Source organism: Daejeonella lutea (genome assembly GCF_900168015.1).
Taxonomy (GTDB): Bacteria; Bacteroidota; Bacteroidia; order Sphingobacteriales; family Sphingobacteriaceae; genus Daejeonella; species Daejeonella lutea.
Window position 1 is genome coordinate 202775 of sequence record NZ_FUYR01000002.1, and the last position, 26384, is coordinate 229158.

Sequence of the window (26384 nt, forward strand, 5' to 3'; positions counted from 1 at the left end):
TTGTGAGCTGGCCCGAACTATCCAATGAATGTATCAACACCTTCAGGTAATCCTTCTGGAAGTTCAAAATCCTTTCCATCCCAAACAGCTTCTGAGCTTGAAACCCTTAGCTGTCACCCTGATTCCAAGTGTGACCAACGATATCTTCAATAAGTTCTTCAAAGAATACTTTCTCACCTACCTTTAAATCGGAGACGGACTGATTAAGTTTCTGGAAGTTAGGATTAGAGTTCATTATCAATTGAGACGCACTATCCCAATGTTACTGTCTAATTCTCGTTCCCGTTGAAATTGTAGTTTTGGTGTCAAAAATAAGCTTGTAATAGGCCATAATTGAAGTTTTATTATCACCTGATGTACTATCATTGCACTATCTATGCACTATCCGAACCGATTAGTTCGGATAATTCCAGATTGATTTCAAAACAATAACAGAACTGAGAATGGGAATTGCGCCCGCTACAGGCCTACAAATACCTTATTTAAAGGTCTTTAAACACTATTTTTAAATTAGTTTTGCAAACTCCACATAGACCTCTATATTTGCAGTCCCAAAGCGGGAGATTAGCTCAGCTGGTTCAGAGCACCTGCCTTACAAGCAGGGGGTCACTGGTTCGAACCCAGTATCTCCCACATCGATCGCCATAGCTTCAGGGAAGGCGATCATCGGAAACGAAACCCTTCAGATTAACTTCTGAGGGGTTTCTTGCTTCTAGAGTTTCAGGTCCTCATTTAACCTTTCTCAACAACCTCCCCATCACCACAACCTTCTCACCCCTATCAAACTCAACCAGCATACTCCCATTCCTCCCCCTTATACATTTCCCATCCGCACGCTTAACCGCACAGCATATTGCTTTTTTCAATTTTGGATCTGTAAGCTTATCACCCAGGTAAGTGTATTCCATTAAATCTACAACGAGATCATAGCGAAATTCGTGTGAATTGAAATCGTAACGGTGCGCGTCAGCTCCGTTCCGGGAAATCTTTTTGTTAAACGCCAGGAAGTCCGCGCCCTTATCCATTAAGCGTTTTCTTAGTCTGTGAAAATTTTAAATTGGGTCTAATTAGACCCGATTCCAACTAGCTCATTGTTGCAACTTGCTATCGCTGTGCAGCAACACGAAGACCTATATTTCACCAATTTGTCGTACAATCTTTTGCGGATAAGAAAGGAACGAAACCTTAGCCAGGAAGATATGGCGACCTTATGCAATGTCGAAAGGTCTAAAATCGGAAAAATGGAGAATAAGCGCATAGATCCCCGGTTAACTACTCTTATTGCACTTGCGAGAGGGCTCAATATTGATATTACCGAGCTCCTCAAAGCTCCACTTGAAGATCAGAGCCAAAAAAATGAAAATGGGTCTAACTAGACCCGAATAATTTTTTCTCCCTCCCCTAAATTCAGTTCAGAAAAACATTTTATCAACCTTCTGAATCATCTACCATGAAAAGAATTTTCATTGCATTGGCTGCGGTGTTATTCATAGCAATGACATCCTGCCAAAAAGAAGAAATCACCCCCACCCAACCCGACCTGAAAGCCAATCCCATTGAATGCCGCAAATGCACGGAAACCTGGGACATTATTGAACCTGCTCCTCCTGCAAATCCATGAGATCATGATACAACACAAAGACGTTAGCATGGAAACAATCCAGGCACTTAAAGCCAAAGGCTTTACACACATCCAGTTTGAATTGAAAGATTCGGGAAACCCGGTGCAAGCTTTAGTGGAAGTGATTCCAGGTAATGGGGAGGGTTCGGTTTTAGATAATATCCCATTGGCCGGGCGGGAGATCCTGGATTATTTTGGAGAAAGCTCCCCGATGGCAAGGTATGTTATTGATCCACAATATCTGGCTACCTAGGCTTTATCGCTCCCGCCGCCCCTGTTCAAACAGCATCTTCTTAACGCTCAAAAAACCAGTTTAAAATTTTAACCTAAACAATGAGCAATTATGGAAAAAAAGAAAAGCTTAGGAGATTATTTGCGCGAAAAGCGCGAGGAGCTCGACCTTGATCAATTCGACATGGGCAGGTTTCTGGGTATCACCCAGCCAGCTTATTCAAAGATCGAAAGTGGCAAAGTCAGATTTACGCCGAAACTCCTCGGCGAAATAAAGTCAATTAAAAATTTTGAGCACTTTGACGCTATCGATCAAAATCAAACTGCGGAGCCCAGTAGTACTCAAACGCTGTCTAACAGGTGGAGGTGGGGTAAATTTTGGTTGTATTTGATGGTGTTTTTGGTGGGGGCTTTTTGTCTTGACATGGTGTTTCAGATAGGCGTAGATTTCTATCGAGGTTTTACCCAAACCGAGGTAAATAAGGATACGACTGCTTTGATAGCTGTGATTTATTTTGCGATCGGTGTACCAACAATTTGGTGGTTGGTATTCAAAAAGAAATGGTAAAAAATCTAAAATTGAAGCTCCTGGGTTGGAGTTAGTCTAAGCTAATCCAGGTGAAAATTTTAAAGGGAGGAAACTCCCTTTTTTTGTGCTTACGCATTTATGCATTGCTCATATAACCAGATATAACTAAATTATAACCATTTATAACTAGATATAACCATTTATAACTAGGATATAACCTGGGTCGTCAGGAAATTTGTGATACGAAAGTATCGCATTGGACAAGCAAGTCAACATACAGGAAATCAAGCAGCTCATCGACCAGCTACAACAGGTGGTTGATGGGCATCCTGTTGACACTCCTGCACTAACCGGAGTCTTCGGTGAACTATGGGATGACAACGACCTGATGAAATATCTTCGGATTAGTCTCCGCACGGTTAAGCGCCGTCGGAAAGACAATACCTTTAAAGGTTTTCCAATCGGCGGCCGCTTCTATTATTATAAGCAGGATATTCTAAAATTGCGGGATAGGTATCTGAAGTAGAGACTCAATTATTACTGCGATGTGTTACGCCTGTCCACCATATTAGTAGGGAGATGCTTCAACCATATAACAACCGTCTTCGAGGACTAATTTCGACGAACTTGGTCCAATCCTTTTTAAGCTTCACTTTACCAGAGGAGAAATCTTCATTCTCACACACTCACCGTTGTCATTCCGACCAGAGGGAGGAAACTCATACGTTTTCTATAATGTGACTCCTATTGTTTAATTGGCCGCAACCTTAACTGTTTGATCCACCCCCAACCCCCCGCCAGCGGGGGACATGCACAGCGCACCCATCGCCAATTCAACGTGCAACATTCCTGCACAAAACCCGCAAAAAAAAACCAATCTCCATCCACGTCTCAGCCACATCCTAACCATACTCTTAACACTGAGATCACACAGAGATCACACTGAGATCAGGCCATTCGAATACCCTTTTCAACCTGCAGGTTTTTTCAAAGCATAATCTTTTCTGCCGGTTTATGCTGGCTGGAGTGCCAAATCGTGCCAAACCGTGCCAAGTAGTGCCAAAATTTCGTGCCCTCAGCACCCCACCCTAAGTTTGAACCATGCACCACGTATCGATACACAAAAGGCGCTGATTTTTTAAACTTTTAAAATTTACTAAAATGGCAAGATCAAAATTTAATGTACTTACCCACGGCCTGAGCGGGCTTGTGGGCGACATGCTGGTATTTCGTCAGAAGGCTGGCAAAACGTTCGTATCAGGAAGACCTAAACCTTCCACCAAACCCCTCAAGGCCATCGCTCTGACAATCAGAGATCGCTTTAAACGAGCGGCATCCTATGCTGCCTCAGTCATGAGCAATTTAACTCTGAAGGACGAGTACCAGCTAACCGCCAAACCCGGACAATCGGCATACAACATGGCTTTTAGCGATTACCAGAAAGCACCCGAGATCTACGAGGATATTAACCTCTCGGTCTACACCGGCGCTATCGGTGAGGAAATCGAAGTCAGCGTAATCGACGACTTCCGTGTAGAGAGTGTTTCTGTGGAAATCAAAACATCCTCCGGTACCCTCATTGAGCAAGGCGATGCGGTCCAGTCTCCAAACGGCCTGGATTGGGTTTACACCACTACAGCAGTAAACGCCGAAGTCCCGGGCACCAGGATCACCTTCACGGCGAAGGACCTTCCGGGTAACGAGACGGTGCTGGAGAAGATCCTGATCTAGGGTTAAGGCTTTAGGCTTTAGGTGCAAGGTCTACGGCTGGTGATTATACTTCCTGCTTCAGTGGGTACACCAGACGGGCCTAATACCTAATCCCTAATACCCTCGCAACCTGGGTAAGGCTTTAGGCTTTAGGTCCGTGCTATCGCATATCCTTCCTATCAGGTAGGTACGCCAGCCGGGCCTAAGGCCTAATCCCTAATGTCCTCGCAACCTGGGCAAGGCTTTAGGCTTTAGGTTCGTGCTGTCGCATATCCTTCCTATCAGGTAGGTACGCCAGCCGGGCCTAAGGCCTAATCCCTAAGGCCCCCCACTAATAATTTAAAATTTACACGTCCCCCGTAAAAGCCTTTTCTAATAACGGGGATAAAAAACCAACGAAAATGGAACTTATACAATCAATCCAACAATTCCGCCGGATCCCCCTGAACTTAGAGTTCAAAGGGCTGATCGTAAGTGCGCTTTCTTTTATTCTTTTCCCATACCTGATCCGCTTTGTGGATGCGTCGGCAGCTGCAATTGATCCGGGCATACTAAGTGGTATCCTTTTATCTATCGCTGCGGTACTTTTTTTCCAGGCCACAACCTGGTGGGTGATCAAGGCGATCTGGCCGGCGTTTGCAATTTATTCGCGGGATCAGTTTGAAGGGAGCTTTAAACGACTGCCGGGGAGGCAAAAGGTGGTGGTATACCTGGGGTTTTATTTGGCGCTGCTCTACGCGTTTATAATGGTCCTCGCTCAGTTAATATAAATGGTATTAAGAAGATGGATTGGGCTGTAGGCTTTAGGCGTTAGGGTCCACCGGGTTAACCAAGCGTACAATACGAAGGTTGCCAGGTATTCTCTCCGCTTTGAGAGTCCCTAATGCCTAATACCTAATACCTCGCGCTCCTTAAAAAACAAATTCAAACCAACATGAAAAATACAAACACCAAGGGTCAAACCCCCTTAACGCGGAGGGACATATCCTTCCTCAAATTCCTCGACAACGGAACCTACTCCGGTACCTCAACCCTGCAGCTCCCTCAGCGGGACAGACTGCGGAAGATCATTGATTTCTTTGATATAGTATTTTACCTGATCGATGCGTGTTACCAGCTACTTAAAAAACGCAAGAATGCTGGACGTGCCGCAATCGAGAACCTGGCGAATGCGCTGACGGGTAAGTTCCCGGATGTGAGTCTCGACTTTTCGAAAGTGAATATTCTCGGGGGCAGTCTCGCCTCCCCCTGTGCGACGATGCACCAGAACTACGGATCAAGCAAGCTGAGCTTTAGCTGGTCGAGATGCACCCAGTGCAACAGCAATGAAAGTGACGAGCTGATGGCGATGATCTATTGTCCGGAACGCCACGAGTTCTGGTGCGAGCAGAACCTGGGCATCACGCGGGGCGATCGGTTCTGCACCCTGGATGTTCCCATGGAATTCGACAACAAACAGGTGCATGTCTGGCTCGCCTACCGCACCGCCGACGGTCGCGAAAACTCCAACAGCTCGTACATGGGAGAAGTGCTCATTAGACTAGAAGAAGATGGAGAGTACTAGCAGCCGCATCGCTGTCTTCGGCAAAGTGCTGAGGATAATTTACATCGGGGTGCTGCTCCTGCATCTGCTGTTGTGGGCGATGGATGTGAAGGGGCGACCATTGGGAAATACCGCGTTTGAGGGTGATAAGGAGCAAGGAATAAACCTGCCTGCCGGCAAGGCAGGGAACAAAGAGCAAAGACTATTTCCAGAACCAGGAATCAAGAACCAGGAATCAAGACTTGGGGGTGGTAAACCGGGTGTATCCGCCCGAAATCCTATCGATAGGAATCCGACTTCGGTACGCTCTGCATGTCCCCCGCTGGCGGGGGTTGGGGGTGGACAAACAAGTTCGCATTCAGTTACGAAGCGCAACCTTGTTCGCGAGATCTACACCTCCCAAATCGGCGTCCGCGAAAAGCAGCCTAACTCCGGCCCAGAGGTGGAGAAGTATCTGCGGTATGTCAATCTCCCGAAAGGAAATCCCTGGTGTGCGGCGTTTGTGTGCTGGACACTCGGCAAAGCAGGGGTGGATAATCCTCGAAGCGGGTGGTCTCCAGATCTTTTTGCCGTTAAGAGAGTAATCTGGCCTTCGAGTGCTTTGCCAGTATCAAGAATCAAGTATCAACCTGCCTGCCGGCTAGGCAGGGAATCAAGACTTGGGGGTGGTAAACTGGATGGATTTTCCCTGAATGCTGTCGTTGGGAATAAGGCGGCGAGTCGCTGTGCATGTCCCCCGCCGGCGGGGGTTGGGGGTGGATTCTGTCCTCACAACCCTCAAACTCCCGGCGCTGGCGATGTCTTCGGCCTTTACTTTCCCGAGAAAGGCAGGATAGCCCACGTCGGTTTCGTCGATGAGTGGAAGGACGGCTGGGTGATAACTGTCGAGGGAAATACCAATGTTCTTGGAAGTCGGGATGGGGATGGCGTTTACCGGAAGAGGCGGCTGGTACGATCGATTTATAAAGTAGCCAGGTACGTGGAGTGATGGAGCAAGGAACAAACCTGCCTGCCGGCAAGGCAGGGAGCAAAGAGCAAGGATTGGGGTGGTTAAGTGGACGGGGACCACCCTCATAGTTGACAGTTGACAGTTGACGGTTGACAGCGGCTGGGCGGAGAGGATAACCCCTCAGTCCCGCAATAAGCGGGACAGCTCCCCTTGAAAAAAGGGGAGCGCTAGCGTACACACCGCGGGCACAGTTGAGGGTTGACAGCGGCTATACGGAGTGGAGCGCTACTTATCCGACTGGCTATGCATCATGCTCACTTTCAACTTTCCACTTTCCACTTTCAACTTAATAAGGCTGGTGCATTACAGTCAGGGTTCAAGTCCCCAATGGTGCCGTTAGTAGATGAATCTGTCCATCGAAGGCGAAATAGGTGGTAAGTATGAGGACTCTGCTAAAAGTTATTATTAAGTTGAGAGTTGAGAGTTGACAGTTACTAGACGCTGCAAGAAAGGTTGACAGTTGAGGGTTGACGGTTGACAGTTACCAGACGCTGCGAGAAGGCGCCGCGCCCGCCGAAGCGTAGCGAAGGAGGGAAATAGGTGGTAAGTATGAGGACTCTGCTAAAAATTATTATTAAGTTGAGAGTTGAAAGTTGAGGGTTGAGAGTTACTAGACGCTGCAAGAAAGGTTGAGAGTTGTCAGTTGACAGTTGACAGTTACTAGACGCTGCAAGAAAGGTTAAGAGTTTAGGGTTTTCAAGACTTTCCACAAGGCGGGTTAAAACGCCCAGACTGATTACTGATTACCGGTTACTGATTACTGTCTACTGATTACCGGTTACTGATTACTGATCACTGCCTACTGGTCTGTATAATTCACCATAGGCCGGGTCATATCGCTGCATACTTCCGAACACCCACCGTCCGTATCCGAACATCCAAATTACCCTTTCCATATACAAGTAACTGATAATCTATCCTTTACCCCATTGGCATGAAAATGTATCTAAGCCCCGGAGTTTTAGTAATTTTCATTTCTCATGAGCAGCTTTTTAAAAACCACTACCCGGCACCTGATTAAAAACGGTGCGTATAGCTTCCTGAATATATTTGGCCTGGCGGTCGGGATTGCCTGCGCGGCACTGATCTTTCTTTGGGTGGAGGATGAGGTGAAATGGGATAGCGTGCATGCTAAGAAAGACAATATCTATTACCTCTACGAGAACCAGAAATACGATACCTATACCGGCACGTTCAGCTCCACCCCGGCACCGCTTGGCCCGGCCATGCTTGCTGAGATTCCGGGCATAGCCAATGTATGCCGTACGAGCGAGGGGAACGACAATAAGCTCTTCAGCATCGGCGATAAATCGGTCTATGCCGCGGGTAAATTTGCAGAGCCAGCTTTCTTTAGCATGTTTACTTTACACTTTGTGGAAGGGCAGGCCGAGAACGCACTGAAAGAGCTCTATTCTATTGTGCTGACTCAAAAGACGGCGAAGAAGTTTTTCGGCTCGGACACCAATGTTTTGGGTAAAACCGTGCGCATGTCGAATTCCCAGGAATATGTTGTCACAGGGCTGCTGGAGGACCTGCCCGCAAACTCGTCGATCAATTTTGAATGGGTAGCGCCATTCCAGGTTTGGTATAATGCATCCCAGCCATGGGCCTCTTACTGGGGCAATAATTGCCTGAGCACTTATGTGGAGCTGAAGGATGGGGTTAACCCGGCAGCTATCGACCAGGCTCTCTTCGGCTTTATTCAAAAGCGTGAACCAAAGTCGATTGCCCGGCCTTTTCTTTGGAATATGAATAAATGGCATCTGTACACCCATTTTGAAGATGGGAAGGCCACGGGCAGCGGACAGATCCGCTACGTGCGGCTGTTTTCTGCAATCGCCTGGATCTTGTTGCTGATTGCCTGCATCAACTTTATGAATCTGGCTACTGCGCGCAGCGAAAAAAGGGCCAAAGAGGTAGGGGTGAAGAAAGTACTGGGCGCGGTAAAGAAAAACCTCGTCTTTCAGTTTATAGGCGAATCCCTGGTGATGGCTTCGCTGGCGGCAATCTTTGCCCTGGTCATTATCTACCTGGCCCTGCCCTACTTTAACCAGCTTGTCCAGCGGGAACTAACCGTCGACCTTTTTAAACCCGCGCACTTGTTCAGCTTGCTCGCTATTACGCTGGTATGCGGACTCGTTGCCGGGAGCTATCCTTCATTATACCTTTCTTCCTTTAATCCATTGCTTACCCTGAAAAGTATGCGGATGAAGGGTGGCAGTGCGGCTTTCATCCGGGAAGGACTGGTGGTGATGCAGTTTACCACTTCGATTGTACTGATCGTGAGCACGGTAATTATTTACCAGCAGATCCAGCATGTGAAAAGCAGGAACCTGGGCTTCAACAAGGACAACCTCGTCCAGACGGATGTAGTTGGCGACCTGGCGCGAAACTACGGGGCGATTAGGCAGAAACTGCTGGCGTCGGGAACGGTGAGCCATGTAGCATTATCGGATTATGTAACCCTTTACGGCGGAAATAATACTGGCGGACTCACCTGGGCAGGTAAAACTTCCAATGCACAGGTTTTGGTTTCGGGAAGAAATGTTACACCAGGATTCTTCGAGACTTCGGGAATGAAGCTGCTTTCGGGCCGCGACCTGATCCATACGGATTCGGTGGTTTCAGGAAACCGCAAGGTGGTCATTACCCGCTCACTCGAAAAGCTTATGGGCAGTGGAAGCGCGATAGGCAAGAAACTTTGGAACAGTGGCGATAAGAATGAAGAACGGAATATGCTGGAGGTTGTAGGCATTGTGGATGACTATGTTTACGGCAATATGTACGCCAAGCCTGATCCGGTAGTATTTATGTGTACCAGCCCTGAAAATGCCCGTGTCATGTATTTCCGGCTCAAGGACAATAGCGACACGGACCAGGCGCTGACTCAAATTGGCGGGCTTATGAAAGCTGCTAACCCGGCTTATCCCTTCAATTACCAGTTCGTAGATGACATGTTCAACCAGATGTTTGGCAGCGAGATGCTGATCAGCAAGCTTTCGAAAGTGTTTGCAGCGCTGGCTATCCTGATCTCCTGCCTTGGCTTGTTCGGACTGGCGGCATATACCGCGGAGCGCCGCAAAAAGGAAATCGGAATACGCAAAGTCCTGGGCTCGACCGCCTCGGGGATCACTGCGTTGCTGTCCAGGGACTTCGTAAAACTCGTAGGCATATCCTGCCTGATCGCCTTCCCCCTGTCCTGGTGGATGATGAACAACTGGCTGCTGGACTACCAATACCGTGTAACGATCAGTTGGCTGGTGTTTCCGGTCTCCGGCGGAATGGCTCTGCTAGTGGCCCTGGGTACGATTAGCTTCCAGGCGGTGAAAGCGGCATTAGCTAGTCCGGTCAAAAACCTCAGAGCGGAATAATCTTTACTGGCCAACGCGTGAACTTTATTTCTGGCGTGCAAATCGCCATCCACCCCCAACCTCCGCCAGCGGGGGAAACTGCCGTACACACCGCATATGCGACTACTATTACTACGATTCCAGCGGAGGCTGGAATCTCCCAATTAATTACCCCGGTTTGTCATCCCCGCGGAGGCGGGGACCTCCGATAGACCGCTTGTTTTATGAGTTCAGCGCAGTGCTCTTAGATCATATCCTAAAAAATGAAGACTTTCCCGATGTTATCGGAACCGGACTCTTAGTAGACTCGGGGAGGTAAAGAATACTTCCGATTGAGATGTTGTAATGTAGTGCCAGACGGAGTCCTGAGTTTCTTATCTGGATTTAAGGGATCCTACTGAACACTTAAACCAAACGGAAGCGGGGACCTCCAATAGACCCCTTTGGCTTACGAGTTCAGCGCAGTGCTCGTAACTCATTCATACAATGAGGACTCTGTCCGGATGATAAGTAGAATAATTGTAATGGATACTCGAATCGAGATGTTGTACATGTTTGCCGGACGGAGTCCTGAGTTTCTTATCTGGATTTAATTAGTATCAAGTATCAAGAGCCAGGAATCAAGACTTTCCACAAGGCGGGTTAAAACACTTGACCGATTACTGATTACCGGTTACTGATTACTGATCACTGCTTACTGAATAATAATTACTGTTTACTGATTACTAACTACTGATTACTAACTACTGACCACGGCCACGAGTGGGGATAATACCTCTTAATCCCCCTGCACAAAAACAGGCGTCTCCGAAACATCCACTATTACTTTACCCGCCTTGGTATTCACCTTTTTTTGAACCATTGCAGAGGACCCTGCTTTTAAACTGTAAATGGTAGCCGTAGCAGCTTTCCCCAGATCCAGTTGAAAGGTACCGGTCCGGCCTTTTTCATCCGGGATTACGAGGACATACATTTTCTTGCCTTTGAAGGTATATACATCTACCAGTGGATCCTGACTGATTGTTTGCTGATAGGCATAGTTGCCCATCAGGTTGGAGGTTTGCAGTATGTAATCTGCAGCAGGCCTGCGTCTAAGTCCTTCAGCCAGGCCCGAAGTACCATATTGCATTGAGCTACTGGAATTATCATCAAATAATTGATAGAAAAACAACTTCCTGATACCATGCCTGGCATATAATAAAGACGATCTCAGAATCCAGTCCGCCTGGGTGACCAAAGCGCTCTTCCCTCCGATGGCAATGGCCCGTTGCGGGCTGCCTGGATTGATATCAAAGCCGGCTTCGGTTACCCAAACGTCCATGCCTTTGGCGTAATCTTTTGAGAGGGCAACAAATTCATCAGCAACCCGGCCTGTTTCACTTAATTCCGGTGCAACTCCGCGCGTCGCAACTCCACGGAACGTAGACTGAGCATCATTGGAATACAGGTGATAATTAATTATATCAAAGCAAAGGTCGACGGATCCATCCGCCCGGTACCCACGGTTTTCCCGGCACCATTCAATCATTTCCTTAACGTAATTCACATCCGCTTTCGAGAGACCTGCCATAACGACCTTCATTGTCGGATCGGCAGTTTTGACGCCTGCGTTTTTGCCCAATTTCCCTTTATGGCCGTCATAAAAAGCGGATAAGTGCGCAGCATACTGCCGACCGGACTGGAATGCTCTTGGTCCTACCCACCACCTGTCGCGCTCATTGCCGGCTTCGATGTATTTGATCAGATCCATGCCTATTTTTACTTCATTAAGCGGATCGGAAGTCCACCGCGGTGTACCGTTAACGGTGACAAGCCTTGGATCTACATTTCTGTTCGCGCCATAACGTGCTGCGAATTGAAACGCGACCTTAGCTTGCGCGATATAGGAGGCTGGGTCTTCCAGATTTGAACCATAAGGTGCGGGTACATTATTAGCATCTCTCTGGCCTTCGGGGTAGGTGTTGTAAAGCCAATCGGGAGTTTCTTTCAGGCAACTTACAACGAGGATCCCGTCTTGTTTGCACCTCTGATATATGGCATCATAATTCCAGCCTCCCCTACGTGTGGGATTGAAGGTGTATTGGCCGGGTGAATCTTCCAGCTTTTCCCAGTCCATATAATGACGAACCCCACTAAAGTTTTTAATGAGGGCCATTTTGGGCTCATAAATGGTCATGCCATTACCCGGTTTATTTGGGTCCTCGAGGAAGTTCCATTCATATGTGTTAACCCCGAACATGTTTTTAAGCGCCACACCGTCTGCAAGCGGAACGTGTTGCGCTGGACTATCTCCCGGGGTTTTGCGGGCCCCAAATTGATAGTGTTGCCCAGGTATATTCTGGCAAGAAAAAAGCATGGCAAGGGACGCCAGTCCTAAAAGCAGGTCTTTGTTTTTCACTAACTGTAAACTTACAGGATAAAAATAAGATTGTCTATTGGTTCGGGTCCGGTACCTTGACTTGACACCCGAATGTCGCACTGTCATTCCGCATTGGCTGGTGCGGCAATTACACGTTAAGCCACAGCAGAATCGTCAATAGCACGAGGCGCAGCGGCGGGGTTTGGTTCTTTGACCTGAAGCAAAGAACTAAGCTCATGTTTCAATTTTTAAAGGAAAACCCTAACTTGTAGTAGCTAAACAAAAACCTACATCACTCTACATGAAAACATCAATCCTAGCTCTTTTTATCGTGTTAAGCAGCTTTGTCCTGAAGGCGCAGTATGGTCCTTCTCCTGAAAAACGTGCAAAGGAAAAGGTCGTGACCTTACACGAAAGGCTGAACTTTACTCCTCAACAAACCGACAAAGTGATGCAGATCTACGTGGATCAATTTAAAACCAGGGATAGCCTTTTTGTCGTCATAGTAAAACGGTATAAAAATCAACAGGCGATAAATGCCGCCATCACAACTGAGTTTAACAAGCAGGAACTTGAAACTGATAAAAAGATAAACCTGGTGCTTGACAATGATCAGAGAGTGGTCTTCGGGAAATATATTAGTTCCAGGCAGCCGGGGTATGCCGATTCGATGCAATCACCGTCACCGCGTAGGTAAAAGGGCACCCTCCTGGTGAACACAAGGCATCCACCCCTACCCCTCAGCCGATAGGTATTGGCTCCGCCCGAGCGTACACGACGCAATCCACCCCCAACCCCCGCCAGCGGGGGACACTGCGGTAGACAGATCAGTCGGTATTTACATTTCGCCCCGCCCGGAAAGTAAGTCTGTAATAGACTGAGATATTAACCTATTTGCGCAAAAAACTCATATGCCCGGCAACAATCTTCCATTGTTGATTTTCCTTGAGCCAAACCCGGGTATAACGGCCGTTCCCCTGAAATGCCTGTCCCTGGGCAGTGCCTTCCATACGCATCAGGACGGAAACTATGGCGGTCTGTTCAAAGACTTGAATTTGCTGCTCATCCGGGTTGAGAGTATGGAGTTTCAGCACGCCTGAGCGATGCGCGTGCAGGTCCATTTCCTTGGTATATACCAGGCCGGAGTGGTCCGTGAAAATAAGCTTGTCGGAAATCAGCTCATCGAGCTTATCCACATCGCCGGCAAGCATGGCAAGCCTCAGCTCTACTTCGCGTTCTTTGATTTGTTCAAGGTTGTTCATATCGCAATTATCGGATCTGCTGCAAAGCTAGCGAATCGGAGAAATCATAGGCATTCTAATGAGATAGAATAATTGATAAACAATCCGTATTTTTCAGAATATATCACGAGGTAAAAAATAATTAGAGATGTATTTTATATCCATCGTTCTCGCTTTTTTCTGGCTGTTTATATTTCTGGCAGCTGGGAGCAAACTCTACGAAGTACTTAAACATCATCAGAAAATTTCCTTGCGCGATGGCGTGCTGATATTTGGCAGTTTGGTAATGGCTGTATGGTTCTTTGTTGAAAAATTGTTTTTAAACGAGAGGTAAAATCACAGGTGCTAAAATCACTTAATACGTTAGTCCGACTAGTATAGGGTTGCTTACAATGATTAGATTCAAACAAAATAAGTATGCCGATACTCACTAAGCTTCTTAATAACTGGACACTCCCACCGGAACGCAACTTTGGCTGGAAGATGAAGTCGCTGGACTCCGCTAAAACAAATTTTACTATTGATAGGAACGGCGTTTTCCATTTAACGATTGAACATGATATCATCGCTGGGGTGAGGCCGAAAATGCTGCTTTGGTGGTTCCAGAATATCGGTGGTGATATGGTTTACCAGGGACAGACCTATCCTAAATATTTAGTCTGGCACCCGAAGGATCACATTCACTGGAGCTCATCAGATCAGTCAGCCAATACCAAAGCAGGACCAGGTTCCACGTTCAGGATCGTTGAAGCGTTCGACCGTAATATGAATTGGCTGGTCGACAGCACAGAGCGTGTAGAGAAGCTGGATGAAACCGGAATCCGCCTGGTCAAAAAGATCGGCCGCATCGAAGTGTTTTCGCTTCAGCACTATTTCCTGGCCGCGGGTAACAATACGATCTACAAGTCAAAAATGACCATCGGCACCGACCGTACTCTGGGTAAAATCTTCAACCATCTAATCAGGCCTTTCCTTTTTACCAAAGAAATGGCGAATGCCTGGCTAAAGCATAACATCGAAGAAGTCGGAAACTTCGAGTTCTTTCTGCCGGAATTGTATCAAAAAGAGGTGGATCGAGGAGCGATATAAAAGTAGCAATACTGATAGCGCTTGCTATTCTGACAAGCTTCCACAGCAAGACCGCCGCCAACTTACGGGGTTAAAGACCCCTCAGTCCCGCAATAAGCGGGACAGCTCCCCTTGAAAAAAGGGGAGCGGCAGACGTACACACCGCGGGCCGAAGGCCAGCTTCACTACACTAGCTAGCCGCTGTGTACGCTTCTTGAGCCCAGGCACTGAATCCCCGTTCACCGTCAATCCGTCCCGCAATTGCGGGAGTGCGGCACCTACAGGCCAGGCCAAAGCACTGACTTTAGTAGCACCAGGCGCAGCGGCGGCTGTTACTCGTTTTTTATTATTGTTTTTTTTGGCACTCGTGGTCTCCCTGCGGTCGCATGCTTACTTTTCCAGCTGCTGGGAAAAGTAAGTGCCCCTCCCGCTGCACAAGCGGGACCAAACATTCACTTTGACCTACCATGTAAAACCTCTATCATTAAACGAATTCAAATTTCCCCTTTTTCAACAAACCCTTATCTTTGCATTAACTTTTAATGTCGTCTACTTACGCCCCTTCCGATAGCAGTCGCCGGATTTCCCTGTTAATTTTAGTTATGACCGGGCTAATGGCATTTTCGTGCCAGAAAAAGAATAATAAACACGACGGCGCAGCAGATACTTTCGATACGGCGCTGGAGACAGCTACCAAACGCTACGGCGGATTTTACGAGCCTAAGGCAGCCGCTTATATTGATTCGGTTTATCGCAACAGCGGCAAATTAAGCGTGATGGAGCGGTTCAAATTCTACGACTTTAATTGCGGCTATAACTTCCATGCAACCAAAGATTACTTAAAGGCAATGGCTTATGCCGACAGCATGGCATGGGTAATTGAGCAGAGCAACAACCAGGATAAGATGGTGAAGCAATATGCCCAGGCGTATTACTGCAAAGGCGATGTCTATTTCATTACCGGAAATTACCAGGAAGCCTACCAGGCCTATTTCAAGACCAAGATCATTGCGCGGGAACTGGATAAATGTACTTCCAGCGAGTATAATTACCGCCTGGGAATGGTGCTGTATAAGCAGCGGCGATTCCGCAGTGCGGCGGGGTATTTTAAAGCTGGCTTCACCGAGGCTGCGGTGTGCAAAACGGACTTCGCCAATTTCTGGCGACGCCAGGAGCTGCTGAGCAATACCGCGTTGAGCTATTCGAAAGCCAATATGCCCGACAGTGCCTTAAGCTATTACAACCAGGCCCTGCAATTCCTTGATCAGAATGAACCCATACAGAAAGTTGATCCTGCAGTGTTCCGGACGGCCCGGGGGGTGGTGTACGGCAATATGGGAGACCTGTATGTCCAGAAAAAGGAGCTGGCCAAAGCTGAGGAACTATTTAAGAAATCGATAGGCAATAATTCCGCGCCAAGAACTGAACTGGCCGACGGTCAGCTTACACGGATAAAGCTGGCTCGATTATACAGGCAGCAACAGCGGGACGACGATTTCCGCCAGGTTCTTCGCAGTGTAGAGGGTGGTATGGATACCATCAACAATGCAGAGGTGACCATGAACTGGAATGAATTGATGAGCGGGTATTACCGTGCTGTTGGTCAGCCGACAAAGGGCCTGGATCACCTGCTGGCCTACAACCGCCTGCGGGATTCGATTCAGGAAAGCAATAAGGCGCTGTTGCGGGAGGATGCGAATACACAGCTCCTTCGGCTTGAGACGGAATATGAGTTTGACTTGCTGAGGAAGAACAGCAGGCTGCAGCAGTGGTATCTTGTAATTGCGATTGTATTTGCGCTGCTGGTGCTGGTTATCTTCTTCCTGGTTTACAATAATGCACGGCGTGCAAAACAAAGCATTAAAAAGCTCGAAGAGCTGAACGATCAGGTCAGCCAGCAGAACGCTGCCCTGGAAACTACCCTGGCCAGCCTGGAGCATAACAGCCGTGAAAAAGACCGGATCTTGCATGCGGTGGCGCATGACCTGAGAAATCCGATAGGAGGAATAGCATCTGTAAGCGGGATTATGCTTGACTCGGATGGTAACAATGCGGACCAGCAGGAAATGCTTAACCTTATTCAGCGTACATCAAATGACACTCTGACCCTCATAAATGAACTCCTGGAAGCTGCCGAAGGCTCGCATATCGTGCTTGCCGGTCAGCAATGGACGAGCGTATCATCCCTGCTCCGTGATGCTGCCGATCTGCTGCAGTTCAAGGCTTCGGAAAAGAAGCAGCGGATAGAAACTCTTTTAACCGACGAGGATCTGCAGGTATTTATTAACCGGGAGAAAATGAACCGGGTTATCGGCAACCTGATCAGCAATGCGATAAAATTCAGTCCGGAGGGTGCAACGATTACCCTCAAGGCTTACCTGTCGGGAGATAAAACGATACTTGCTGTAATCGACCAGGGTATCGGGATTCCGGATAAACTTAAAGAGAGCTTATTTGATATGTTCACTGCTGCCAAGCGGCCGGGTACTTCAGGCGAGAAACCCTTTGGCCTCGGGCTTTATATCAGTAATGAAATTGTGAAGGCCCATAATGGAAGGCTGTGGTTTGAGAATAATAGTGAGGGGGCAGGAGCGACGTTTTTTGTGGAATTGGAACAAAAATGAGAGTTATGATCTTTGGTGCAGAACATAATTACAGGTGTGTTGTGCCATTATCCCGGCTGATGAAGCCCTATCGCAGCTCCCATCCCTGACTCCTAACACCTAATTCCTAATTCCCTAATCCCCTAATCCCCTACTTCCAGCCCAGCCCCGGAGCTACATGCTTCAAAATGGATTCCAGGATATGGACATTGTATTCCACGCCCAGCGTGTTCGGTATTGTCAATAATATGGTATCTGCCTCCTGTATGGCTTCGTCTTCGGCCAGTTGTGCGATGAGTTTATCCGGTTCAGCGGCATACCCCCTACCAAAGACTGCCCGCTTCTCGGGTTCAATGTAGCCGAACTTATCAGCACCGCCGCCTTGCTGACCAAAGTATGCCCGGTCCTGATCATTCATGATAGCGAAAATTGACCGGCTTACGGATACCCTGGCTTCGCGGTCGTGCCCCGCTTTCTTCCAGGCTTCTTTGTAAAGCCGGATCTGCTCGGCCTGCTGAATATGGAAAGGCTTTCCGTTTTCATCAAATTTCAACGTAGAGCTTTGTAAGTGCATGGCATTCTCAGCAGCCCACACGGCGGTTGCATTGGATGCAGCTCCCCACCAGATGCGCTCACGCAGTCCTTCCGAGTGCGGTTCGAGCCGCAGCAATCCCGGAGGATTTGGGAACATAGGATTTGGATTCGGTCGTGCGAAACCCTTACCGTTCAGCTTATCTAAAAATTCCATAGCCTTGGTACGGCCCATTTCGGCATCTGTCTCGCCTGCTGCAGGCTCATATCCGAAATAACGCCAGCCATCAATCACTTGCTCCGGCGACCCTCGGCTGATCCCTAACTGTAAGCGACCTCCCGAAATCAAATCGGCAGCGCCCGCATCTTCGACCATATACAAGGGGTTCTCATAACGCATGTCGATTACCCCGGTGCCTATCTCAATCTTGCTGGTCTTAGCACCAATAGCCGACAGCAATGGAAATGGAGAAGCAAGCTGGGCAGCAAAGTGATGCACCCTGAAATATGCTCCGTCAAGTCCGAGCTCCTCCGCAGCAACTGCCAGATCGATGGACTGCAATAGTGTATCACCAGCAGTTCTGGTACTGTAAGACGGGTGGTTAGCCCAGTGACCAAATGATAAAAAACCTATCTTTTTCATGTTTACCTTTCAAGTTCAAAGTTCCTAAATAGTTGAAATAAATTTGACAGGGAGGTGTCATAATTGAGTTGAGGGTTGAGAGTGGAGAGTGGAGAGTTGAGAGTTGAGAGTGGAGAGTTGAGAGGTGAAAGAGGAAAGGGGAAAGGTGAAAGTGGAAAGGTGAGATTGGATAAGGTACCCGATCGGAGATTTCGTAAATTGGCAGTCCGGTTTACTGATTACCGATTACTGATTACCGATTACTGATTACCGATTACTGATTACCGATTACTGATTACCGATTACTGATTACCGATTACTGATTACCGATTACCGATTACTGATTACTGATTACCGATTACTGATTACCGATTACTGTTTACTGATTACCGATTACTGATTACTGATTACCGATTACTGTTTACTGATTACCGATTACTGATTACTGATTACTGTTTACAGTTTACCGATTACCGATTACCGATCACCGAACCCATACCAATGCCCGAAACACCCAACCTCACCCTCCTCCCCTGCGACGTCGAAATTCTGACTACTGCTCTTAAGGGAAACCACGAACTCGCCTCCCGGCTGAACATAACCGTTCCAGAAGCATGGACAGAGTTTGGTCCTCTGGCGCTCGAATATTCGAGAGAAAGGTTAGCTGATGCTGACCAGGCGGGTTGGTGGACGTATTTTCCCATCCATCAAGCATCCAATACGCTTATTGGAAGTGGTGGATATAAGGGCAAACCAAATGAGGAGGGGGTTGTGGAGATTGGTTATGAAATTGCAGCGGATTACCGGAATCAAGGCCTGGCGACGGAATTCTGTAGAGCTTTGGTAGAACATGCTTTTAAAGATGGCAGGGTAAAGAAAGTGATTGCGCACACTCTGGGTGAAGACAATGCCTCGACGAAAGTGCTGAGTAAGTCGGGGTTTCTTAAGACTGAGGTAATTGAGGATCCGGAGGATGGGATTATTTGGAAGTGGGAACGGGGGGACAGGTGACGGTTGACAGTTGAGAGTTGAGAGTTGAGAGTGGAGAGTTGAGAGTGGAAAGTGGAAAGTGGAAAGTGGAAAGTGGAAAGTGGAAAGTGGACAACGTACCTGCTCGGAAATTTCGTAACTTGACAGACCTGATACGTAATACGTAATACGTAATACGTAATACGTAATACCTAATACCTAATACCTAACACCTAACACCTAACACCTAATACCTAATACCTAATACCTGATACCTAACCCTTACCTCCTAATGGACAAAATGAAGAAAGTATTTGTCATTGACGATAACCCAGATATCCTGGATGCTATCAGAATAATTCTGGAAGAAGAGAAGTTCGTGGTTGAATGCTTTGATAGCGCTGAGGATGTTTTCGATAAAATTGTAGAGGGGGCTCCCGACCTGGTAATACTTGACATCGTACTGGCGGGTTCTGACGGCAGGTTATTGTGTAAAGACCTGAAAACATCTCATCAAACCCGGCATATTCCAATAATAATTATTTCAGGCGCTCACGACTTTGTTGACAGCTTTGAAAAACATTGCCGCCCCGACAATTTTGTATCTAAGCCTTTCCAAATTGAAGATCTCCTTACGAAAGTTCGTAATCATGTGCTGATGATATGATAAATTACTCGCTTGCAGGACAAAGGAACTTATTAATATTTTGCCAGCCTGAACTATGACCGCCAGGAAAATTATAACATGGACATTACAAATCATTCTCATATTAATTATCCTGTTTGTAATTTGCATGGTTTATCTGGCACTTTCAGATATTCCGCCGAAGGAAGCTTAGCATCGAAAAATTAAGTGCTACATCATTACGAAAACCCATACCAACACAGCGCATGGCTCAAAAAAACTTAACTGATCTCACCAACGAAGAATTATTACTTGAAGCAAAAAAACAGAAAAACGCAGCTATAATTAATGCGGTCTTAATCGGTTTCTTGTTTGGAATCATCTTTTACAGCGTCGTTAAAAATACCTGGGGGATGTTAACACTGATCCCTTTGTTTTTTATTTATAAGCTGGTGAATAGTTCGAAAGCAAATACTCAGGAGTTGGATGGGTTGTTGAAGGAGCGGGGGTTGAAGTGAGATGGGACTGAGGTTGGAGGTTAGAAGTTTGAATTTCGAGGTCTGAAGTCTGAAGTCAGAGGTCTGAAGTCTGAGGTCTGAGGTCTGAAGTCAGAGGTCAGAGGTCAGAACTGGTTGGAGAGGTAGGGTTGTTATTCGAAATATTACTAATCAATGAAAATCAATTCCAAAAGCTGGCTTGTCGTCTGGACGCTCATATTTGCGCTCGGCTCATTTAAAGCTTTCCCACAAACAGCCGTCGAAATAATTCCTACTCCACCTTGTACAATTCAAATTGCTGAGAAAGACAAGCTGGAGGTCCAGAAAATTACATTAAGGGACCAGGAATTGATAAAGCAGATTTCCCCCCTTTCTATACTTTCGTGAATAACAAACTCGTAACCATCAGGGATATGGAAATTTATGAAAGCATTTGCTACCAGGTTAAGACTAAAAGTAAAAAGGCTTTTCAGAAGATCGTTGAACCATACCTGGAAAAAAAGACCTGGATGGAAATGCCAAATGCAGCGGTAGGAGGTACATCAAAAGTGAAAGTTAGGCCAAATGAGCTTTTTCAATTGCATGGCAGTAAGACACTTTATATTTTGAGTGATGGGAGGAGTATCGTAGAAGAGAACCGGATGTGACAATCTTACAATTTAATATCTCCCAGCTGGTCAAGCGTCCTGTCTAGCAATTGTTCTTTAAGGTGGGTTTCTATAACGAGCTCAATATCTGATACGCGGAAAGGCTTGGTGATGAATCCATTCATTCCTGCTGCCAGGGCGCGTTCGCGGTCTTCTTTCATGGCGTTGGCCGTCAGGGCGATGATCGGGATAGTACCATCCGGTGAGGGCCAGCTGCGGATCGTTCTTGCCGCAGTATAGCCATCCATACCCGGCATGTGGATATCCATGAAGATAAGGTCGGGTTTCTGCTGTGCTGCGAGATCAAGTGCCTCTTCTCCACTGCTTGCTTTGGTAATGGTGAGTCCCATTTTCCGCAGAACCTCGGCAATCAGCATCATGTTCATGGGATTATCTTCTGCTACTAAGATTTTCAGGGGCTCCGCTACGGTGGGAATGGGTTTTATCGGTTCAGGATCTGGAGCGACCTTTGTTTCCGGAGTTTCGAAAATAGTTGATAAGACCTCACTTAACTCCTGCAGTTTCACCGGCTTAGACAAAAATTTGTTGATTCCTGCTTCTTCGAGATTGCCATACTGATCGCGTTCCAGGGATGATAGCAGAATGATATAGGGTTCGGCTGTTCCCCTCAATACCTGCTGGATCTCCTTCGCCAGGGTGATGCCATCCATTTCCGGCATTTTGTGATCAGTGATGATCAGGTCGAACATCCGGTTGTTTTCCTGTGCCTCGATCACGGCCTCGATGGCTTCGTAGCCGCTGTAACAAATCTCACAAGGGATGTTGAGAAATTCGAAAATTCCTTTCATGAGGTTGCAATTGGTCACGTTGTCGTCGACAATTAAAGCGGTACCAAGTGAAAGCCTGGACGTGTTACCTACCGTCACGACCTCGTCAATTACTTCAAGGGGCAAAAAGAATTTAAAAGTACTGCCTTTACCGGCCTCGCTTTGTACATCCATTTTCCCTGACATTAACTCCACAAGTTTCCTTGAGATACTGAGTCCGAGTCCGGTACCATTGTACGCACGCCCCGCAGTAGAATCGCCCTGTGTGAAACCCTCAAAAATCTTTTTCAATTGTTCAGGGGCGATACCAATGCCGGTGTCGGTGATGGAGATTTCGGCATCCGTAAACTTCTTCTGACCCTTAGTATATGGCTCGCCTTTTGGCCTCACATCGATAGTGATCCTGCCCTCATGGGTGAACTTGATGGCGTTGCCCAGTAAATTGATGATAACCTGTTTAATGCGGACCGGATCGCCCGAGAACTGAGAACGTAATGCCGGGTCGAAGTTTAACGTTACCTGAAGGTTCTTCTCCATAGCTTTAACCATCAGAATACTGACCGTCTCTTTGATAATTTCTTCAAGCTTAAGGGGATGACGCTCAATAACAAGCTTTCCCGACTCAATCTTGGAAAAATCAAGAATATTATTCATGATGTTCAGAAGGGCGTCGGCAGATTTACGGACATAGGTGAGATGCTCGCGCTGGCTATTTTTAAGCTCTGTTGTCAAAACCAGGTCGGTAAATCCGATGATACCGTTCATTGGTGTACGCAGCTCATGGCTGATGTTTGACAGGAAATCGCTTTTAGCATTGCTTTTCTCTTCCAGCTCATCTTTCGCGATCATCAGCTGCTGATAGTCTTTAATTCCTCTGCGGAAAACAGGAGTAATTACCAGCAAAGCCAGAATGATCAGCGCGAGACTAAGGGAAATCGGGATTAGCAGACTTATTTGAAATATCCGGGTATCGACAAGATTCTTATGCTTAGCCGCCTGGTAGCGGATGCTGGCCATCTTCTCAAAGTAATCCGTTTGGTTTGCAATATCGGAAAACGCATTTTCTGCGGGAGATATCGGCGATGTACCGTTCAATGCTTGATTTGCCAGGCCCAAAAGCTGACTATGTAATGGCTTGGCTGCTGTGACTAATCCCTGAACATCGCCAAGGCCAGGTTCTTTTGCAAGGTCAGTGTTAAGGATTGTTTGCAGGCTCTCCTGCCGTATCGAAAAAGATTCGACATTATCCTTAAACTCAGTTTTAAACTTAGCTTCGGCACTCGCTTTCGGACTTTTTAACAGCATGATATCCTTCAGCATCTGCTGCCCTGCAGCTTGCTGATTCCATGAGATATTGACGACATCCTCCCATGAAGCCTTTACTTTAGATTTTTCGCGGATATAAAATAGTGCGAGGAAATTGAGAAGTAATACCGTGGTAACCAGAGTCACCGTGATTGTAATTAGCTTTCTAAATTTGTTCATGATGTGTTTTCAAAGGCGATCAGGTGGATGCAGAAAGTCGGTTTAAGGTATAGATTTAATAGGAATTATGCAATCTCTAGTTATCACAGCGGCGCGCCGTCATAGGTCAGGCCCTATTATAAGCCAGAGACTTTGATTTTAAATAATTAAAGCTAACTTAATACCTTATATAAAATAGCTGTGAAAAAGTCTGCCTTTTTTTTATTCCTGATCATAAGCCATTTGATGGGCTGCCGCGAACCTTACGATCCGGCCCTGGATAACAATATAATTAGTTCTCTGGTAGTTGAGGGTATGATCAATGCTGAGGGAATAACCACGATCAACATCAGTCGCACACAACGTCTGGTTGAGAAAAGCGTCAGGAAATTTGAAGCCGGGGCGAAAGTTGAAATTGAAGGAGATAATAACTCGAAATTTGCCTTGACAGACAAAGGAGATGGCGTATATGCATCAGCCGCAAATTCGCTGCCTCGCGACCGTAAGTACAGACTCCGAATAAAGACCGCCGCCGGGAGGGAATATTTGTCGGATTATGCTTCGGTAAAAACCACTCCTCCCGTTGCTGTTACCTGGAAGCAGGATGCTGAAGGTGTGAAGGTATTTGCTAATACAAAAGATCCATCGGGTTCGAGCCTTTATTACCACTGGTTAACCGAAGAAACCTGGGAGATCATGTCGCCCCTGATAACCCGCTACCGAGTTACTGTTCGTACAAACAATACCTTTTCCGTCGGCAACCGCAGTGCCGAGGATCAGCAAGGTGCAAGACATTGCTGGAATACTGTAAGGTCGGCCAATATCCTTTCAGCCACGGTCATTCAAAGTAACAATACGATAAGTGATTTCTCACTGATAGATATTCCTAATGGTTCCGAAAAACTAGACATACGATACAGTGTGCTGGTGTGGCAGTACTCGGTGAGCCGGGAGGCCTTTGAGTTTTTTGAAGTGATGAAAAAGAATAGTGAGAAAATGGGAAGTGTGTTTGATCCGCAGCCCACGTTTGCGAGAGGTAATATTTCAAGTATTTCAGATCCTAACGAACTTGTAGTGGGTTTTGTGGATTGCTCAGTTCCGTCCAGCCAGCGCATATTTATTACCAGCCAGGAAGCAAAGAACTGGAAACATGCTATAGTTTGCCAGACGAGTTATGTGGCTAATAACCCTGTCGACCTCCGAGCGGCATTACCAAACGATAATACACTGATCTCGACTGCCCTTATTTCTGATACTCCAGCTCCCAATGGTGCAGAAGTGATATTGGGATATAATGTGGTCAAGGCGGAATGTGTGGATTGCCGGACAAAAGGGAACAATATTAAGCCGGCTTTTTGGTAGAGACAGCTGAAAGTGGAAAGTTGAAAGTTGAAAACTGAAAGTTGAAAGTGGAAAGTTGAAAGTGGAAAGTTGAAAATTGAAAACTGAAAATGAAATTTCTGGCTACCACAACGGAGCCAGGTCACCTGTTTTTATTGAGCTAATATCTATGAACTAATCTATTAAACCTCAATCTGATACCCTAAAAACTCACTATCCGCATCTTGCTTGACAAATCCCATACTCTCATATAAACTTTGCGCGGTGTAGTTATCAACTGCGGTCTGCAATTCAACCAGTGACACCCCGTCTGATTTAGCGTAGTTAAGGGCAGCTTTTATGAGACTATTTCCAACGCTCTTTTTGCGATGGCCTTCCTCTACATACAGGTCGTTCAATACCCAGATTTTGATTGCCCGGCCAGATGAAAATTTCGGATAAAGCTGGGTAAAGCCTATTGGGATTTCGGCACCCTCCTCTCCTTCAAAAGCCAGAAAAATTACTGACTCGTCGTTCCTTAACCTGTCGGCTATGAAAGATTCAGCAAGCTTCATGTCTGACGGTTTTTTGTAGAAGATGCGGTATTTGTTGAACAGGTCGGTCACCAGGTGCCGATCTGGGAAAGTGATGCGCTTGATTTCCATAGTAATTTATTGTTAATATAAATTGGGGCTGATTGGTACCGCGGTTTTCACCAAGATACGATTTGAATGGCAGATCAGACCAGGGATTATGACCCTATCCTAATCCTCCAGTTCCGAACATGCCAGCCCAAGTGATGCCAGCAATGCGGCGATCTGGGCAGGTGAAGGTTTAATACCTACAATCCTCAGCACTTTATCGCAGTCGTCCAGATCAACGCTGACTTGTTTAATATTCGTAAAACTGGTTAGAAGAGAGTGTACTCTGCTGACATCGGATTGTTCGGAAACGTTGGTTTTAAATACTAGTACTTCCATAATTAGGATTGGATTAGGATTTTAGGATGCTGGGCGGGGAGTGAGTTAGGATGCATGGGATGATAGGATGCATAAGATGAGAGCGAAATTGGAATAGGATTCATAGGATCATAGGATTTTAGGATGCTGGGCGGAGACTGAGTTAGGATGCATGGGATGATAGGATGCATAAGATGTGAGCGAAATTGGAATAGGATTCATAGGATCATAGGATTTTAGGATGCTGGGCGGAGACTGAGTTAGGATGCATAGGATGATAGGATGCATAAGATGCGAGCGAAATTGGAATAGGATTCATAGGATCATAGGATTTTAGGATGCTGGGCGGAGACTGAATTAGGATGCATAGGATGATAGGATGAGCAACGCCAATTCTGCATTTTCTCTTTAAACTGTTCGCGTTCCTCAGGAGTCATACGTTTAACTCGTTCTTCCATTCTCCGGCGTTTCCAGGAAGATCCCATTCGGCCCCCTCCTTTGCCAAAACCAAAAAGGATCTTGGAAAGGATAAATATTCCCATGGCCTGCCAAAAAGTTATGGTCTTAACGCCCAGGATCTCCGGCAGAAGATTGTTCCATAATATCATTACGACATAGCTTACCAGTGACAGGAAAGCAATTGCAATAAGGGGAAAGAACACAAACCGTCCTTTGTAGAATATCTTTTTCATATTATT

28 protein-coding genes and 1 tRNA gene are annotated in these 26384 nt (G+C 46.7%); 21 read left to right on the forward strand and 8 right to left on the reverse strand.

Annotated elements, in window-relative coordinates:
• Nucleotides 1-28 precede the first annotated feature (28 nt).
• Nucleotides 29-187: a hypothetical protein gene (locus tag B5X60_RS18285; protein WP_170878428.1), complete on the forward strand. Its 159-nt coding sequence runs from the start codon at nt 29-31 to the stop codon at nt 185-187.
• Between the two features lie 371 nt (nt 188-558).
• Nucleotides 559-633, forward strand: a tRNA-Val gene (locus B5X60_RS09900).
• Nucleotides 634-728: 95 nt separating this feature from the next.
• Here B5X60_RS09900 and B5X60_RS09905 read toward each other — a convergent pair.
• Nucleotides 729-1025 (reverse strand): hypothetical protein, encoded by a 297-nt coding sequence (locus tag B5X60_RS09905; RefSeq protein WP_079702538.1) that lies wholly within the window; start codon nt 1023-1025, stop codon nt 729-731.
• Between the two features lie 69 nt (nt 1026-1094).
• Between B5X60_RS09905 and B5X60_RS09910 the strand changes: the two genes are divergently transcribed.
• The 10 genes from B5X60_RS09910 (at nt 1095) to B5X60_RS09950 (ending at nt 10014) form a co-directional block, all read left to right on the forward strand.
• Nucleotides 1095-1376, forward strand: coding sequence for a helix-turn-helix domain-containing protein (locus B5X60_RS09910; protein WP_139377441.1), 282 nt, complete (start codon nt 1095-1097; stop codon nt 1374-1376).
• A 74-nt stretch (nt 1377-1450) separates the two neighbouring features.
• A complete protein-coding gene (locus B5X60_RS18290) occupies nt 1451-1621 on the forward strand; it encodes a hypothetical protein (RefSeq protein ID WP_170878429.1) in 171 nt (56 codons plus the stop codon).
• 4 nt (nt 1622-1625) lie between these two features.
• A complete protein-coding gene (locus B5X60_RS09915) occupies nt 1626-1874 on the forward strand; it encodes a hypothetical protein (RefSeq protein WP_139377442.1) in 249 nt (82 codons plus the stop codon).
• Between the two features lie 90 nt (nt 1875-1964).
• Complete coding sequence (locus B5X60_RS09920) at nt 1965-2420, forward strand: helix-turn-helix domain-containing protein (RefSeq protein ID WP_079702541.1); 456 nt, start codon at nt 1965-1967, stop codon at nt 2418-2420.
• A gap of 217 nt (nt 2421-2637) precedes the next feature.
• Entirely contained in the window at nt 2638-2907 is a 270-nt protein-coding gene (locus B5X60_RS09925; protein ID WP_079702542.1) for a helix-turn-helix domain-containing protein, read from the forward strand.
• 635 nt (nt 2908-3542) lie between these two features.
• Nucleotides 3543-4112, forward strand: coding sequence for a hypothetical protein (locus B5X60_RS09930; protein ID WP_079702543.1), 570 nt, complete (start codon nt 3543-3545; stop codon nt 4110-4112).
• A 380-nt stretch (nt 4113-4492) separates the two neighbouring features.
• Nucleotides 4493-4861, forward strand: a complete 369-nt coding sequence (locus B5X60_RS09935) for a hypothetical protein (protein ID WP_079702544.1) — start codon at nt 4493-4495, stop codon at nt 4859-4861.
• Between the two features lie 164 nt (nt 4862-5025).
• Nucleotides 5026-5655: a DUF6266 family protein gene (locus tag B5X60_RS09940; RefSeq protein WP_079702545.1), complete on the forward strand. Its 630-nt coding sequence runs from the start codon at nt 5026-5028 to the stop codon at nt 5653-5655.
• The gene (locus B5X60_RS09945; protein WP_079702546.1) at nt 5642-6622 is read left to right on the forward strand and encodes a CHAP domain-containing protein; all 981 of its coding nucleotides are present in this window, start codon (nt 5642-5644) and stop codon (nt 6620-6622) included. The genes B5X60_RS09940 and B5X60_RS09945 overlap by 14 nt, the downstream gene beginning before the upstream one ends.
• A gap of 1001 nt (nt 6623-7623) precedes the next feature.
• A complete protein-coding gene (locus tag B5X60_RS09950) occupies nt 7624-10014 on the forward strand; it encodes an ABC transporter permease (protein WP_079702547.1) in 2391 nt (796 codons plus the stop codon).
• Nucleotides 10015-10771: 757 nt separating this feature from the next.
• Here the strand turns inward: B5X60_RS09950 and B5X60_RS09955 are convergent.
• Nucleotides 10772-12391 (reverse strand): hypothetical protein, encoded by a 1620-nt coding sequence (locus tag B5X60_RS09955; protein WP_079702548.1) that lies wholly within the window; start codon nt 12389-12391, stop codon nt 10772-10774.
• Between the two features lie 262 nt (nt 12392-12653).
• Here B5X60_RS09955 and B5X60_RS09960 point away from each other — a divergent pair, with 262 nt between their 5' ends.
• Nucleotides 12654-13049, forward strand: coding sequence for a hypothetical protein (locus B5X60_RS09960; protein ID WP_079702549.1), 396 nt, complete (start codon nt 12654-12656; stop codon nt 13047-13049).
• A gap of 193 nt (nt 13050-13242) precedes the next feature.
• Here the strand turns inward: B5X60_RS09960 and B5X60_RS09965 are convergent, their stop codons facing one another.
• A complete protein-coding gene (locus B5X60_RS09965; RefSeq protein ID WP_079702550.1) occupies nt 13243-13614 on the reverse strand; it encodes a nuclear transport factor 2 family protein in 372 nt (123 codons plus the stop codon).
• 127 nt (nt 13615-13741) lie between these two features.
• On the opposite strand from B5X60_RS09965, the gene B5X60_RS09970 reads away from it, so the two are divergent.
• The 3 genes from B5X60_RS09970 to B5X60_RS09980 all read left to right on the forward strand — a co-directional run bounded on the left by B5X60_RS09970 (nt 13742) and on the right by B5X60_RS09980 (nt 17285).
• The gene (locus tag B5X60_RS09970) at nt 13742-13927 is read left to right on the forward strand and encodes a hypothetical protein (protein ID WP_079702551.1); all 186 of its coding nucleotides are present in this window, start codon (nt 13742-13744) and stop codon (nt 13925-13927) included.
• Between the two features lie 83 nt (nt 13928-14010).
• On the forward strand, nt 14011-14682 hold the full coding sequence (locus B5X60_RS09975; RefSeq protein WP_079702552.1) for a hypothetical protein: 672 nt from the start codon (nt 14011-14013) through the stop codon (nt 14680-14682).
• A 521-nt stretch (nt 14683-15203) separates the two neighbouring features.
• On the forward strand, nt 15204-17285 hold the full coding sequence (locus B5X60_RS09980; protein WP_079702553.1) for a tetratricopeptide repeat-containing sensor histidine kinase: 2082 nt from the start codon (nt 15204-15206) through the stop codon (nt 17283-17285).
• Between the two features lie 130 nt (nt 17286-17415).
• Here the strand turns inward: B5X60_RS09980 and B5X60_RS09985 are convergent, their stop codons facing one another.
• On the reverse strand, nt 17416-18438 hold the full coding sequence (locus B5X60_RS09985; protein ID WP_079702554.1) for an LLM class flavin-dependent oxidoreductase: 1023 nt from the start codon (nt 18436-18438) through the stop codon (nt 17416-17418).
• 480 nt (nt 18439-18918) lie between these two features.
• Between B5X60_RS09985 and B5X60_RS09990 the strand changes: the two genes are divergently transcribed.
• The 4 genes from B5X60_RS09990 (at nt 18919) to B5X60_RS10010 (ending at nt 21155) form a co-directional block, all read left to right on the forward strand.
• Nucleotides 18919-19428 (forward strand): GNAT family N-acetyltransferase, encoded by a 510-nt coding sequence (locus B5X60_RS09990; RefSeq protein ID WP_079702555.1) that lies wholly within the window; start codon nt 18919-18921, stop codon nt 19426-19428.
• 259 nt (nt 19429-19687) lie between these two features.
• A complete protein-coding gene (locus B5X60_RS09995; RefSeq protein WP_170878430.1) occupies nt 19688-20053 on the forward strand; it encodes a response regulator in 366 nt (121 codons plus the stop codon).
• A 224-nt stretch (nt 20054-20277) separates the two neighbouring features.
• Nucleotides 20278-20529: an FUSC family protein gene (locus B5X60_RS10000; RefSeq protein WP_079702557.1), complete on the forward strand. Its 252-nt coding sequence runs from the start codon at nt 20278-20280 to the stop codon at nt 20527-20529.
• A 362-nt stretch (nt 20530-20891) separates the two neighbouring features.
• On the forward strand, nt 20892-21155 hold the full coding sequence (locus tag B5X60_RS10010) for a hypothetical protein (RefSeq protein ID WP_079702559.1): 264 nt from the start codon (nt 20892-20894) through the stop codon (nt 21153-21155).
• 5 nt (nt 21156-21160) lie between these two features.
• Here B5X60_RS10010 and B5X60_RS10015 read toward each other — a convergent pair whose 3' ends face one another.
• Entirely contained in the window at nt 21161-23428 is a 2268-nt protein-coding gene (locus B5X60_RS10015) for a response regulator (RefSeq protein ID WP_079702560.1), read from the reverse strand.
• Nucleotides 23429-23608: 180 nt separating this feature from the next.
• Here B5X60_RS10015 and B5X60_RS10020 point away from each other — a divergent pair, with 180 nt between their 5' ends.
• Nucleotides 23609-24769, forward strand: coding sequence for a DUF4249 domain-containing protein (locus B5X60_RS10020; protein WP_139377443.1), 1161 nt, complete (start codon nt 23609-23611; stop codon nt 24767-24769).
• A gap of 161 nt (nt 24770-24930) precedes the next feature.
• On the opposite strand, the gene B5X60_RS10025 is transcribed toward B5X60_RS10020, so the two are convergent.
• The 3 genes from B5X60_RS10025 to B5X60_RS10035 form a co-directional block, all read right to left on the reverse strand.
• Nucleotides 24931-25392 carry a GNAT family N-acetyltransferase gene (locus tag B5X60_RS10025; RefSeq protein WP_079702562.1) on the reverse strand — a complete coding sequence of 154 codons (462 nt, stop codon included), beginning with the start codon at nt 25390-25392 and terminating at the stop codon, nt 24931-24933.
• A 99-nt stretch (nt 25393-25491) separates the two neighbouring features.
• Nucleotides 25492-25707: a hypothetical protein gene (locus B5X60_RS10030; RefSeq protein WP_079702563.1), complete on the reverse strand. Its 216-nt coding sequence runs from the start codon at nt 25705-25707 to the stop codon at nt 25492-25494.
• A gap of 302 nt (nt 25708-26009) precedes the next feature.
• Entirely contained in the window at nt 26010-26378 is a 369-nt protein-coding gene (locus B5X60_RS10035) for a hypothetical protein (protein ID WP_139377444.1), read from the reverse strand.
• Nucleotides 26379-26384: the final 6 nt, after the last annotated feature.

Excerpts from the sequence above, each read along its gene's own strand:
- B5X60_RS18285 (WP_170878428.1), top strand. The coding sequence starts at position 29 with ATGTATCAACACCTTCAGGTAATCCTTCTGGAAGTTCAAAATCCTTTC.
- B5X60_RS09905 (WP_079702538.1), bottom strand. The coding sequence starts at position 1,025 with ATGGATAAGGGCGCGGACTTCCTGGCGTTTAACAAAAAGATTTCCCGG.
- B5X60_RS18290 (WP_170878429.1), top strand. The coding sequence starts at position 1,451 with ATGAAAAGAATTTTCATTGCATTGGCTGCGGTGTTATTCATAGCAATG.
- B5X60_RS09915 (WP_139377442.1), top strand. The coding sequence starts at position 1,626 with ATGATACAACACAAAGACGTTAGCATGGAAACAATCCAGGCACTTAAA.
- B5X60_RS09920 (WP_079702541.1), top strand. The coding sequence starts at position 1,965 with ATGGAAAAAAAGAAAAGCTTAGGAGATTATTTGCGCGAAAAGCGCGAG.
- B5X60_RS09930 (WP_079702543.1), top strand. The coding sequence starts at position 3,543 with ATGGCAAGATCAAAATTTAATGTACTTACCCACGGCCTGAGCGGGCTT.
- B5X60_RS09935 (WP_079702544.1), top strand. The coding sequence starts at position 4,493 with ATGGAACTTATACAATCAATCCAACAATTCCGCCGGATCCCCCTGAAC.
- B5X60_RS09940 (WP_079702545.1), top strand. The coding sequence starts at position 5,026 with ATGAAAAATACAAACACCAAGGGTCAAACCCCCTTAACGCGGAGGGAC.
- B5X60_RS09945 (WP_079702546.1), top strand. The coding sequence starts at position 5,642 with ATGGAGAGTACTAGCAGCCGCATCGCTGTCTTCGGCAAAGTGCTGAGG.
- B5X60_RS09950 (WP_079702547.1), top strand. The coding sequence starts at position 7,624 with ATGAGCAGCTTTTTAAAAACCACTACCCGGCACCTGATTAAAAACGGT.
- B5X60_RS09960 (WP_079702549.1), top strand. The coding sequence starts at position 12,654 with ATGAAAACATCAATCCTAGCTCTTTTTATCGTGTTAAGCAGCTTTGTC.
- B5X60_RS09965 (WP_079702550.1), bottom strand. The coding sequence starts at position 13,614 with ATGAACAACCTTGAACAAATCAAAGAACGCGAAGTAGAGCTGAGGCTT.
- B5X60_RS09970 (WP_079702551.1), top strand. The coding sequence starts at position 13,742 with ATGTATTTTATATCCATCGTTCTCGCTTTTTTCTGGCTGTTTATATTT.
- B5X60_RS09975 (WP_079702552.1), top strand. The coding sequence starts at position 14,011 with ATGCCGATACTCACTAAGCTTCTTAATAACTGGACACTCCCACCGGAA.
- B5X60_RS09980 (WP_079702553.1), top strand. The coding sequence starts at position 15,204 with ATGTCGTCTACTTACGCCCCTTCCGATAGCAGTCGCCGGATTTCCCTG.
- B5X60_RS09985 (WP_079702554.1), bottom strand. The coding sequence starts at position 18,438 with ATGAAAAAGATAGGTTTTTTATCATTTGGTCACTGGGCTAACCACCCG.
- B5X60_RS09990 (WP_079702555.1), top strand. The coding sequence starts at position 18,919 with ATGCCCGAAACACCCAACCTCACCCTCCTCCCCTGCGACGTCGAAATT.
- B5X60_RS09995 (WP_170878430.1), top strand. The coding sequence starts at position 19,688 with ATGAAGAAAGTATTTGTCATTGACGATAACCCAGATATCCTGGATGCT.
- B5X60_RS10000 (WP_079702557.1), top strand. The coding sequence starts at position 20,278 with ATGGCTCAAAAAAACTTAACTGATCTCACCAACGAAGAATTATTACTT.
- B5X60_RS10015 (WP_079702560.1), bottom strand. The coding sequence starts at position 23,428 with ATGAACAAATTTAGAAAGCTAATTACAATCACGGTGACTCTGGTTACC.
- B5X60_RS10025 (WP_079702562.1), bottom strand. The coding sequence starts at position 25,392 with ATGGAAATCAAGCGCATCACTTTCCCAGATCGGCACCTGGTGACCGAC.
- B5X60_RS10030 (WP_079702563.1), bottom strand. The coding sequence starts at position 25,707 with ATGGAAGTACTAGTATTTAAAACCAACGTTTCCGAACAATCCGATGTC.
- B5X60_RS10035 (WP_139377444.1), bottom strand. The coding sequence starts at position 26,378 with ATGAAAAAGATATTCTACAAAGGACGGTTTGTGTTCTTTCCCCTTATT.